The sequence below is a fragment of the Geosporobacter ferrireducens genome (assembly GCF_001750685.1).
Classification (GTDB): domain Bacteria; phylum Bacillota; class Clostridia; order Peptostreptococcales; family Thermotaleaceae; genus Geosporobacter; species Geosporobacter ferrireducens.
Genome location: NZ_CP017269.1, coordinates 3519454 through 3531869, shown reverse-complemented (window position 1 = coordinate 3531869; position 12416 = coordinate 3519454). Strand labels below are relative to the sequence as shown.

6 protein-coding genes, 6 tRNA genes and 3 rRNA genes are annotated in these 12416 nt (G+C 44.3%); 1 reads left to right on the top strand and 14 read right to left on the bottom strand.

Annotation, left to right across the window (positions count from 1 at the left end; translation table 11 throughout):
• Positions 1-9 precede the first annotated feature (9 nt).
• On the bottom strand, positions 10-858 hold the full coding sequence (locus Gferi_RS16535) for a sugar phosphate isomerase/epimerase family protein (RefSeq protein WP_169833007.1): 849 nt from the start codon (positions 856-858) through the stop codon (positions 10-12).
• 149 nt (positions 859-1007) lie between these two features.
• Between Gferi_RS16535 and typA the strand changes: the two genes are divergently transcribed.
• On the top strand, positions 1008-2819 hold the full coding sequence (typA, locus tag Gferi_RS16530) for a translational GTPase TypA (protein ID WP_069978402.1): 1812 nt from the start codon (positions 1008-1010) through the stop codon (positions 2817-2819).
• Between the two features lie 81 nt (positions 2820-2900).
• Here the strand turns inward: typA and cls are convergent, their stop codons facing one another.
• The 13 genes from cls to Gferi_RS29195 form a co-directional block, all read right to left on the bottom strand.
• Complete coding sequence (cls, locus tag Gferi_RS16525; protein ID WP_236932613.1) at positions 2901-4517, bottom strand: cardiolipin synthase; 1617 nt, start codon at positions 4515-4517, stop codon at positions 2901-2903.
• A gap of 161 nt (positions 4518-4678) precedes the next feature.
• Complete coding sequence (locus tag Gferi_RS16520) at positions 4679-5371, bottom strand: helix-turn-helix domain-containing protein (RefSeq protein WP_069978399.1); 693 nt, start codon at positions 5369-5371, stop codon at positions 4679-4681.
• A gap of 85 nt (positions 5372-5456) precedes the next feature.
• Positions 5457-6098, bottom strand: coding sequence for a tRNA (guanosine(46)-N7)-methyltransferase TrmB (gene trmB / locus Gferi_RS16515; protein ID WP_069978397.1), 642 nt, complete (start codon positions 6096-6098; stop codon positions 5457-5459).
• 156 nt (positions 6099-6254) lie between these two features.
• Positions 6255-6346, bottom strand: a tRNA-Ser gene (locus Gferi_RS16510).
• Positions 6347-6350: 4 nt separating this feature from the next.
• Positions 6351-6426 (bottom strand) — tRNA-Gln (locus tag Gferi_RS16505).
• Positions 6427-6433: 7 nt separating this feature from the next.
• Positions 6434-6517 (bottom strand) — tRNA-Leu (locus Gferi_RS16500).
• Between the two features lie 12 nt (positions 6518-6529).
• Positions 6530-6605 (bottom strand) — tRNA-Val (locus Gferi_RS16495).
• Between the two features lie 19 nt (positions 6606-6624).
• Positions 6625-6699: transfer RNA gene (locus Gferi_RS16490), tRNA-Asn, on the bottom strand.
• Between the two features lie 7 nt (positions 6700-6706).
• Positions 6707-6823: ribosomal RNA gene (rrf, locus tag Gferi_RS16485) — 5S ribosomal RNA — on the bottom strand.
• Between the two features lie 63 nt (positions 6824-6886).
• Positions 6887-9811, bottom strand: a 23S ribosomal RNA gene (locus Gferi_RS16480).
• Positions 9812-9862: 51 nt separating this feature from the next.
• Positions 9863-9938: transfer RNA gene (locus tag Gferi_RS16475), tRNA-Ala, on the bottom strand.
• A gap of 65 nt (positions 9939-10003) precedes the next feature.
• A 16S ribosomal RNA gene (locus Gferi_RS16470) occupies positions 10004-11522 on the bottom strand.
• Together the 16S, 23S and 5S rRNA genes with 6 tRNA genes alongside form the textbook arrangement of a ribosomal RNA operon.
• A gap of 403 nt (positions 11523-11925) precedes the next feature.
• Complete coding sequence (locus Gferi_RS29195) at positions 11926-12405, bottom strand: VanW family protein (RefSeq protein WP_334292680.1); 480 nt, start codon at positions 12403-12405, stop codon at positions 11926-11928.
• Between the last annotated feature and the right edge of the window lie 11 nt (positions 12406-12416).

Below are 12416 nucleotides of genomic sequence, written 5' to 3'. Positions count from 1 at the left end.
CTCCTTTTGTTATTTTAAAAATGCATATAAATTTTCCAGATTCCTTTTTTGCGCCTCTACCCCTCCAAAAATTTCATTCATTAAAATAGAATCATAATTCATCTCTTTTAGTTTTTTAAAGAAGCCAGCAAAGTTAATACTTCCTTCTCCCACTGATAAATGTTGATCTCTCTCCCCAAAATTATCATGGAGATGAATATATTTTAACCAATGTTCATACCCTTCCAGCCAGGGTAACAGGTCTGTTTTCACCAAAGCATGGGCATGTCCTGTATCCAAGCAGGCTCCTAAAAAAGGTGAGTTGACCTTCTCCAATACTTTTCTTATCAGCTGATGGCCTTTATCATGTATGTTCTCTAAAACAACGGTAACATTATATGCTTCAAATGCACCTATATTTTCTTTCCAAAAGTTTGTATTCTGATCTATAAAGTATTCGTCATATCCATCATCATAGGTCTTCATTGGATCATAGGATGAATGAATAATCATATACTTGCACTTTAGCGCAGCTGCCGCTTCCAAGCATTGATGATATCTGGCACTGCTCGCTTGACGGATAAGAGGATCAAAGCTTGTAGGCTGAAGGTCAATATATGGACCGTGTACTGTGAGAATTCCTTTATAGCCTTGGAGCTGCTGCTGATACTGTTTAATGATATGCTCTCGGCCAAGATCCAGATTATCAGGCATTACGAAATCCTGTATTTCTAAACAGTCGTAAGTTTTCATATAAAATTCCTGATCTTTTATAAACTTTTCCCAAAAGACCCCTACTCCAATTTTCATAACCTGTCTCTCACCTTCTATGCTAATTATAGTCGTTCCGCCGACACAAAATTCTTTCATCTCATACATTATCATGTTTCTCACCATAAGTCAAAATCACATCTTCTTTCCATGATTTGGACAAAATATTCTTATGAATTAACGCCGGAATGATTGTATTTTTTCCCGGCTTCATGGTACAATGTCATGTGGATAATTTATAAGAGAGGAAGTTTCTAATGATTCAGCACAATATTCGAAATATTGCTATTATCGCCCATGTTGACCATGGGAAAACGACTTTAGTAGATGAAATGCTAAAGCAAAGCGGAACCTTTCGCAGCAATGAGCAGATAGATGAGCGTGTAATGGACTCAAATGACCTTGAGCGCGAAAGAGGAATCACCATTTTGGCCAAGAACACATCTATTCTCTATAAAGATGTAAAAATCAACATTGTAGATACACCCGGCCATGCAGATTTCGGCGGCGAGGTAGAGCGGATTATGAAAATGGTAGATGGTGTTCTCCTTTTAGTAGATGCCTTCGAGGGCCCCATGCCTCAAACCAAATTTGTATTAAGAAAAGCCCTCGAATCTGGAATAAAGCCAGTAGTTGTAATTAACAAAATAGACCGACCGGAAGCAAGATGTGAAGCCGTTGTAGACGAAGTACTAGATCTTTTCATAGACCTTGGTGCCGATGATGAGCAATTGGAGTTTCCAGTTGTCTACGCATCAGCAAAGCAGGGAATCGCTAGATATGAAATTACAGATACCAATCAAGATATGCACCCTTTGCTGGATATGATTTTAGCAGAGGTGCCTGCACCTGAAGGCATTCTGGAAGATGGTTTACAGTTAACAATCTCTTCCATCGATTATGATAAATACGTTGGCCGTATCGGTATCGGGAAAATTACCCGGGGCAGCATTCGAAAAAACCAAGAAGCAGTATTATGTACTGCAGATGGTCAGTTTAAAAACTTTAGGATCAGTAAACTCTATGCCTATCACGGACTAAACAAGGTAGAGATGGAAGAAGCACAATTTGGAGAGATTGTGGCTATTGCCGGAATCGAATCCTTGAACATCGGCGAAACGGTCTGCTCTACTGATAAGATTGAGCCGCTTCCATTTATTAAAATAGATGAACCTACCATTGCTATGTATTTTATCGTTAACGATAGTCCTTTTGCAGGCAAAGATGGACAATTTGTTACCAGTAGGCATCTACGGGATCGTCTCCAGCGAGAATTACTTTCAAATGTTGCCCTGCGCGTTGAGGACACAGATTCTCCTGATTCCTTTAAAGTTTCTGGTCGCGGCGAGCTTCATTTATCCATTCTGATTGAGACTATGCGCCGGGAAGGCTATGAGCTTTCTGTATCTAAGCCCGAAGTTATTATGCGGACCATTGATGGCGCATTATGTGAGCCTATGGAGCATGTGACCATCGAAACGCCGGAAGAATTTATGGGTGTTGTCATTGAAACACTTGGGCAACGAAAAGGCGAAATGATCAACATGTTTACCAATAGTAACGGCTCTATAAAGCTTGAATTCCGAATCCCTGCAAGGGGATTAATCGGCTATCGCTCTGAATTTATGACGGATACTCGCGGTAATGGAATTCTCAATCATATCTTCGATGGCTATGCCCCACACAAAGGAGAAATCAAGTCTCGCTCCAGAGGCTCACTGGTTGCTTTTGAAAGTGGAACAGCCGTAACCTATGGTTTATACAATGCCCAAGAAAGGGGAAGCCTTTTCATTGTTCCTGGTACAGAGGTCTATGAGGGAATGATTGTAGGAGAAAATGCCAGGGCTGGAGACATTGCTGTAAATGTATGCAAACGTAAGCAGTTGACAAATGTCCGTGCTTCTGGCTCAGATGATTCCATGCGTCTGGTTCCTCCTAAGAAACTCTCCTTAGAACAAGCCTTAGAATTCATTGCTGATGACGAACTAGTAGAGGTTACACCCAAAAATATTCGACTTCGAAAAAAATTATTAGACAAGCACGCCCGTGCAAAAGCTACCCGGGGATAAACTTATAAAATCCCATGAATCGCTAACCGGTTCATGGGATTACCTATAGAATATTTTCCTTTCTCAGCGGTCCTTGCAATGCTATAGCAGAGGAGAAAAAAGCCTCCCTGTTGCTTCCTTTATCTTTTCAGAAAGCGGTCTTTGTAAATGGGCCTCCAATAATACCTCCTTGCTGTCTTCTATATCAGCTAAGAAGTCTTTCTCCATACGCATCACAATTTCCTTATCATAAACAAAGGCATTTACTTCAAAATTTATTTGGAAGCTGCGAATATCTAAATTTGCAGTTCCTATAGAAGCTGCACTGCCGTCTGCCAATAGAATTTTTGCGTGGGTAAATCCTTTCTGATATTTATATATTCTTACGCCAGCCATTAATAAGTCTTCAATATTAGCCATGGATGCCCAAAATACAGTTTTATGATCGGGTCTGCTGGGCAAAATAATCCGTACATCGATACCGCTTAAAGCCGCTGTTTTTAGCGCCATCATAATGCTTTCATCCGGTACAAGGTAAGGTGTGTTGATCCATATACGATCCTCTGCTGAAGAGATGATGGCAAAATAGGCCTGCATAATCGACTGCCAATCGGAATCTGGGCCACTGCCTGTAATTTGAATCAATTGCTCCCCATAATAATCCAGCTTTGGATAATAAGTTTCGTTGAAAGCGATGTGTTCCTTTGTAACAAATTCCCAGTCTCCTAAAAATATATTTTGCAAACCATAGACCGCTTCTCCCTCAATTTCCAGATGCGTATCCCGCCAAAATCCAAGATATGAATTATTTCCCAGATATTCGTCTCCAATGTTAATTCCACCTAGAAAACCGATTTTTCCATCAATAACAATAATTTTTCGATGGTTTCTATAGTTTAGTTCTCTGCTTAACAAGGGGAAGAATACAGGTAAGAAGCCGTAGATCTCTACACCTGCTTCTTTCATTTCCTCAAGATAGGCTTTGCCCAGCTTCCAACTGCCTACGCTATCATAGATCACCCTGACTTTTACACCCTTACGGGCTTTCTCCATGAGCAATTTCTTGATGACTCCACCGATAACATCATCTTTAATAATAAAATACTCCAAATGTATATGATCTTTTGCCTTTTCTAAGGCTTCTACAATGCTTTCAAAAGTCTCTACTCCATTGGTTAGTACTGTAACACGATTGTTAACCGTAAAGGGAGATTTTGCATTGTTTAAAATCAAACTAATTAATCTTTTTTTCACCAAACTATCATCCTCAAAAAATAACTGTTTCTGCCGAATCGCCTCTTGCTGAATTTTAGCTACTTCTTCTAATTGTTCAAAGTTTTTTACCCGTTTTTTTCTAAATATATTTTCCTTTCGAAAACTATGTCCTAAAAATAAGTAGAATATAAATCCAATTACAGGTATCAATACCAATACTAATAACCAGGAAATCGTCTTAGTTGGATTTTTATTTTCCATAAAAATCAGGATAGCGATAAAAACCGTATAAATCGTAAAAACGATTCCCATCACTCTTCTAAATTCCTTAAATCTCTCTGCCATGCTACCATTCGTTATATCCTCTTCCTGAATTTGAGCATGATCCCTCAACTGTGCTTTATCCATTGCCATGTGCCCTAATGCAGTAATTGAGGTAAAAAGAGGGGTGAACATTAATAACAAAATAATTAAGCCGATGAGCCTTTTACTTCTTCTGCACACATTTACCACCTCCTCTTTTCTATGTACTTCTATATAATACCCATTATACGATGAGAACTCTCAATGGTTTCCTTTATTAGAAAAAGGCCTCCATGACAGTTCCTATCTATTCGACACACTGACCATAAGAAGCCTCCTTATTTATTACTACCCGCTCTACCTTAATTCTTTACTAGATCTATTTCAATGCGCATACATCTACCTAATATTTTTACCTCTTTCATTTCTTTTATGATGGACTTTGGTTCATGAACATTAGAGATCAATTGAATTTTATTACCTTCTGCGCGCTTAACCTTTCGGATCATTTTGTTTCCTTCAGTTTCTAGCAGCAAAAAACTATTATCTACCCACTGATTATTCAAAAACACAAGCGTTCTATCTCCTTTCTGCATTCGAAAACCACTCATATTTTGGTCAGGAATTTCTATATATACAAGTTTGTCAGGATTCACACCTTCTACCTTACGATCAATGATCGGAAAACTCTTATGTCCTTTAACTTGTTCCATTTGAATATCATAAATAGGTATTTTTTTAATAATATTGGCCAATGCATTGTCCCATTGTTCTAGCGGCTCTACTGCCTCTCGTTTTACGGCGGGAGTTTCTATTTTTTTTGCCTTTGGCGCTTCTATTCTTTCCTCATTGGCGGGCTCAAGTATAATGTTTTCTTCTAGATTAACCCCTAATGCCTTTGAGATTTGTTCAATCAAACGCTCGTTAATAATTTTTTTTCCACTTTCCACTTCTAGAATAAAGGATTCTGTAACGCCACATTTTTTCCCTAGCTGTTTTGGTGATAAACCCCGTTTTATTCGCTCTTCTTTAATCTTATTTCCTATACGACTCATATAAACACCTCTCCATACATAACCCATATCTATTTTTATATAAAACTTACTGATACATCCATTCCACCATAGACTAAAAACTTTGTCAATTTCTTTTTCGTGCTTCACAGCGATAGATAGGCTTTCCCATCTGGACAAATTTATCTTCATACTCTGTTGTAATATTTTCTTGAAGATCACTCTGATGTAAATCAAAAGTGATTTTTTTCAGTTGAAAATCACAATGTGAAAATTCATTTAAGGAAAATTCGAATAACTTTGCATTATCTGTCTTAAAATGAATCTCTCCACTTGCAGCCAACAGATTTTTATAGATTTCTAAAAAACCGCGATAGGTTAGCCTCCGTTTAGCCCACCGATTTTTAGGCCATGGATCACAGAAATTAATAAACATGCGCTGCAGCTCACTATCTTCAAAAATTTCCGTTAACCGATTGGCATCAAGCCATAAAAAAGCAATGTTTTGCAGCTTTTTTTCTTCAGCCTTTATCACCGCTTGCAATAGCACTTCTTCCTTCATCTCTATGCCAACATAGTTAATATGAGGATTTCTTTCTGCCATAGTCGTTAGAAACTGACCCCTCCCGGTTCCAATCTCCACATGGATTTCCCCTTTTTGTTGAAAGTATGTATGCCATGTACCTTTGTATCTTTCCGGTTCCGCCACCACCAGCTTATCTTTACTTAAGAGTTTTTCCTCGGAACCTGGCTTCTTTCTTCTTCTCATTCTATATCCTCCATCGATCTTTCTTCAACCTCAATGACATTATTATATCACTTTTTTTTACTTCTCTATTCTATTTACTGTCTAGCATAACATAAAACTGTTTACTAGGTAAAAAAATACCTACCTTCATGAAGGTAGGTATTTTTTGCTTATGACTGGCGGAGAAGGAGGGATTCGAACCCTCGCACCAGTTTCCCGGCCTAACGGTTTAGCAAACCGTCCTCTTCAGCCTACTTGAGTACTTCTCCCTAATGGCTGGGGTAGCTGGACTCGAACCAACGAATGCCAGAGTCAAAGTCTGGTGCCTTACCGACTTGGCTATACCCCAATAAATTTGGTGCGGGTGGAGGGACTTGAACCCCCACGCACATGGCGCTAGATCCTAAGTCTAGTGCGTCTGCCAATTCCGCCACACCCGCAAAATAAAAAAATGGTGGTCGCAATAGGGATCGAACCTATGACCCCCTGCTTGTAAGGCAGGTGCTCTCCCAGCTGAGCTATGCGACCTTGCTTAAAAAACTTATAATGGCTCCAGAGGGGGGACTCGAACCCTCAACCTACCGGTTAACAGCCGGGTGCTCCACCATTGAGCTACTCTGGAATGCCTAAACCAGCAACGACCTACTCTCCCAAGGCGCTTCCGCCTAAGTACCATCAGCGCTGAAGGGCTTAACTGCTGTGTTCGGTATGGGAACAGGTGTGACCCCTTCGCTGTAGTCACTGGATTTTATGAAGTTAGAAGGCATATACCTTCAAAACTGAACCATGAAGTTAGAGAAAAAATACATTTGGTCAAGTCCTCGACCTATTAGTATCGGTCAGCTGAAGACATTACTGCCCTTACACCTCCGACCTATCAACCAGATAGTCTATCTGGGGTCTTACTCCTTGCGGATGGGAAATCTAATCTTGAGGGGGGCTTCGCGCTTAGATGCCTTCAGCGCTTATCCCGTCCGTACATAGCTACTCAGCCGTGCTCCTGGCGGAACAACTGATACACCAGAGGTACGTCCATCCCGGTCCTCTCGTACTAAGGACAGCTCCTCTCAAATTTCCTGCGCCCACAGCGGATAGGGACCGAACTGTCTCACGACGTTCTGAACCCAGCTCGCGTGCCTCTTTAATGGGCGAACAGCCCAACCCTTGGGACCTACTACAGCCCCAGGATGAGACGAGCCGACATCGAGGTGCCAAACCTCCCCGTCGATGTGGACTCTTGGGGGAGATAAGCCTGTTATCCCCGGGGTAGCTTTTATCCGTTGAGCGATGGCCCTTCCACTCGGAACCACCGGATCACTAAGCCCGACTTTCGTCCTTGCTCGACCTGTACGTCTCGCAATCAAGCTCCCTTCTGCCTTTACACTCTACGCGCGATTTCCAACCGCGCTGAGGGAACCTTTGGGCGCCTCCGTTACTTTTTGGGAGGCGACCGCCCCAGTCAAACTGCCCACCTGACAGTGTCCCAAAGCCGGATTCACGGCTTATGGTTAGAACTCCAGTATTACAAGAGTGGTATCCCAAGGTTGACTCCACCTAGACTGGCGTCCAAGCTTCCAAGTCTCCCACCTATCCTGTACATGCAATACCAAAATCCAGTGTCAGGCTACAGTAAAGCTCCACGGGGTCTTTCCGTCCTGCTGCGGGTAACCAGCATCTTCACTGGTACTACAATTTCACCGAGTCTATTGTTGAGACAGTGCCCAAATCGTTACGCCTTTCGTGCGGGTCGGAACTTACCCGACAAGGAATTTCGCTACCTTAGGACCGTTATAGTTACGGCCGCCGTTTACTGGGGCTTAAGTTCAGTGCTTCACCTTGCGGTTAACACGTCCCCTTAACCTTCCAGCACCGGGCAGGCGTCAGCCCCTATACATCGTCTTTCGACTTAGCAGAGACCTGTGTTTTTGTTAAACAGTCGCTTGGGCCTATTCTCTGCGGCCACCTCGGGCTTTAACACCCTACCGTGGCACCCCTTCTCCCGAAGTTACGGGGTCATTTTGCCGAGTTCCTTAACAATAGTTCTCTCGCTCGTCTTAGGATTCTCTCCTCACCTACCTGTGTCGGTTTGCGGTACGGGCACCTAGATCTAACTAGAGGCTTTTCTTGACAGTGTGGAATCAGTCAGTTCGCTACTTAAATTTCACTCCCCATCACCTTTTAGGATTGTTAGAACGGATTTGCCTATCCTAACTCCCTACGGGCTTAGACGCACACGACCAACGGTGCGCATGACCTATCCTCCTGTGTCACCCCATTGCTCAAACAATCTTCGGTGGTACAGGAATTTCAACCTGTTGTCCATCGCCTACGACTTTCGTCCTCGGCTTAGGTCCCGACTAACCCTGAGCGGACGAACCTTCCTCAGGAAACCTTAGGTTTTCGACGGGTGGGATTCTCACCCACCTCTCGCTACTCATGCCAACATTCTCTCTTGTATGCAGTCCACCACTCCTTACGGTGTGACTTCTACCCGCATACAATGCTCCCCTACCCAGCGCTGACGCGCTGCCGTAGCTTCGGTGACAGGTTTGAGCCCCGGACATCTTTGGCGCAGGATCACTCGACTAGTGAGCTATTACGCACTCTTTAAATGAGTGGCTGCTTCTAAGCCAACATCCTAGTTGTCTGTGCAATCCCACATCCTTTTCCACTTAACCTGTACTTTGGGACCTTAGCTGACGGTCTGGGCTGTTTCCCTTTTGACCACGAAACTTATCTCACGTAGTCTGACTCCCAAATATAAGAATACGGCATTCGGAGTTTGATAAGCTTTGGTAACCGGTGAGGGCCCCTAGGCTATTCAGTGCTCTACCTCCGCATCTCTTCATTTGAGGCTAGCCCTAAAGCTATTTCGGGGAGAACCAGCTATCTCCGGGTTCGATTGGAATTTCTCCGCTATCCACAAGTCATCCCAGCCTTTTTCAACAGACATGGGTTCGGACCTCCACGAAATTTTACTTCCGCTTCATCCTGCTCATGGATAGGTCACCCGGTTTCGGGTCTACGGCATGCAACTGTATCGCCCTCTTAAGACTCGCTTTCGCTGCGGCTCCGCTGCATAACAGCTTAACCTTGCTGCATACCGTAACTCGTTGGCCCGTTCTACAAAAAGTACGCGATCGTCCATATAAAGGACTTTCACTGCTTGTAAACATAGGGTTTCAGGTTCTCTTTCACTCCCCTCCCGGGGTTCTTTTCACCTTTCCCTCACGGTACTATACGCTATCGGTCACCAGGTAGTATTTAGCCTTGGGGGGTGGTCCCCCCTGCTTCCCACAAGGTTTCACGTGTCTCGTGGTACTCTGGAGTATACTCAAGACTTTAGTCGTTTCATCTACAGGACTCTTACCTCCTATGGTGGGCCTTTCCAGACCGCTTCGACTACAACTGCCATCTCTTAACGAGTATATCCGCAACCCCAAGAAGAAATCTTCTTGGTTTGGGCTAATCCCCTTTCGCTCGCCGCTACTTAGGGAATCGAGTTTTCTTTCTCTTCCTCAGGGTACTTAGATGTTTCAGTTCCCCCGGTATGCCTCCTCACTACCTATGGATTGAGTAGTGGGTAACTGGGTATTACCCCAGCTGGGTTCCCCCATTCGGAAATCCCCGGATCAATGCCTGCTTGCGGCTTCCCGAGGCTTATCGCAGCTTACCGCGTCCTTCTTCGGCTCCTGGTGCCAAGGCATTCGCCCTATGCTCTTTATAACTTGACCAGAAATTGTATTTTGATTCTCTCTTCATTGTTCAGTTTTCAAGGTACATGTTGGTGGAGATGAGGAGGATCGAACTCCTGACCCCCTGCGTGCAAGGCAGGTGCTCTCCCAGCTGAGCTACATCCCCAACTTTTTGAAAGACTATTAGTCTCTCAAAACTAGACAGTGTAAGAAAAAGCCTTAGCTCCTTAGAAAGGAGGTGATCCAGCCGCACCTTCCGATACGGCTACCTTGTTACGACTTCACCCCAGTCACTCATTTCACCTTCGGCAGCTGCTCCCTTTCGGTTAGCCCACTGACTTCGGGTGCCCTGAGCTCCCATGGTGTGACGGGCGGTGTGTACAAGACCCGGGAACGCATTCACCGCGGCATTCTGATCCACGATTACTAGCAACTCCAGCTTCATGTGGGCGAGTTGCAGCCCACAATCCGAACTGAGACTGGCTTTTAGGATTTGCTCCGGATTACTCCTTCGCTTCCCGTTGTACCAGCCATTGTAGCACGTGTGTAGCCCAGAACATAAGGGGCATGATGATTTGACGTCATCCCCACCTTCCTCCGAGTTATCCCCGGCAGTCTCTCTAGAGTGCCCAGCTTCACCTGCTGGCAACTAAAGACAAGGGTTGCGCTCGTTGCGGGACTTAACCCAACATCTCACGACACGAGCTGACGACAACCATGCACCACCTGTCTCTCCGTCCCCGAAGGGATTTCACCCGTTACGGCTAATGCGGAGGATGTCAAGTCCTGGTAAGGTTCTTCGCGTTGCTTCGAATTAAACCACATGCTCCGCTGCTTGTGCGGGTCCCCGTCAATTCCTTTGAGTTTCACTCTTGCGAGCGTACTCCCCAGGCGGAGTGCTTAATGCGTTAGCTGCGGCACCGAGGGCTGTCGCCCCCGACACCTAGCACTCATCGTTTACGGCGTGGACTACCAGGGTATCTAATCCTGTTCGCTCCCCACGCTTTCGTGCCTCAGCGTCAGTTACAGTCCAGTAAGTCGCCTTCGCCACTGGTGTTCCTCCTAATATCTACGCATTTCACCGCTACACTAGGAATTCCACTTACCTCTCCTGCACTCAAGCCAATAAGTTTCCAAGGCTTACTACGGTTAAGCCGTAGCCTTTCACCCCAGACTTTATCGGCCGCCTACGCACCCTTTACGCCCAGTGATTCCGGATAACGCTTGCCCCCTACGTATTACCGCGGCTGCTGGCACGTAGTTAGCCGGGGCTTCCTCCTAAGGTACCGTCATTCTTCTTCCCTTAGGACAGAGCTTTACGACCCGAAAGCCTTCATCGCTCACGCGGCGTTGCTGCATCAGGGTTTCCCCCATTGTGCAATATTCCCCACTGCTGCCTCCCGTAGGAGTCTGGACCGTGTCTCAGTTCCAGTGTGGCCGATCACCCTCTCAGGTCGGCTACTGATCGTCGCCTTGGTGAGCCTTTACCTCACCAACTAGCTAATCAGACGCGGGCCCATCCTATACCGATAAATCTTTGACCGACTCTCCATGCGAAGCATCGGTGTTATGGGGTATTAGCACACCTTTCGGTGTGTTATCCCCCTGTATAGGGCAGGTTGCCCACGCGTTACTCACCCGTCCGCCGCTAGATTGCTTCGTAGCAAGCTACTCCACAATCCCGCTCGACTTGCATGTGTTAGGCACGCCGCCAGCGTTCATCCTGAGCCAGGATCAAACTCTCAAATAAAAATGCTCGCTTCGTTCAAATTATATTGAACGGGTTTGCGCTTACGCGCTATATTTGCTGGCTTTAATTCTTACACTGTTTAGTTTTCAAAGACCAATTTGTTAACGTTTTCATCTTTAGCCACTTCTGCTGACTCTTATGATGATACACGCTTTTTTTCATTTTGTCAAGCCGCTTTCTATTCAACTGCTATCGTTGTTTGCTGCTTGAGGTAGAAATGATTATATCTTATTTTTCTCGATTTGTCAATATTATTTTTTCACCAATTATTAGGGGGTACTCCCCTTTCTCCTCCCTTGAGGACAGAACAAAATATATCATATATTATGCTTAGGGTCAAGAGATTTTATACAGGTAATTTGTTCCACATGATATGTTTTTGTCCCCTTCGCTTTTCCTATACCTATTTATTTTGCGCCAGTAAAGGTTCATACATCATGATTGCATGATTTTCTGTAATAAACTCATCTGCAACTTGGATTCCTTGCTGATTGTATTTTCGTCTATACAGTTTATTATGCCGCGTATAACCTCCCCAAAACTCCTGCCTAATGCAATGTTTCTTTTCATACACTTCATAGGAATATGCTTCCGCCCGATCTGAACGCCAGGCGCCTACCAAATGGTCTTCTGTTAGATATAACTCCAGAAAGTACGGTTTATCTGTTTCGTTTTTAATTTGCAAATCTATATAATTATAGGAACAAGTAGCTCCACTCCCAAAGGGCTGCGTTCTATCTGCGTCTGGAAATACATCATAGCTATGTCTCCATCGTTCTACTACTGTTAAAGGTGTATGTAGTGTCATCCAGTAGATTAAATTGGATAGCTGGCATATGCCGCCCCCGATTCCCGGCTTAAAATTTCCGTAAAATAAAACCATTCCTTCTACAA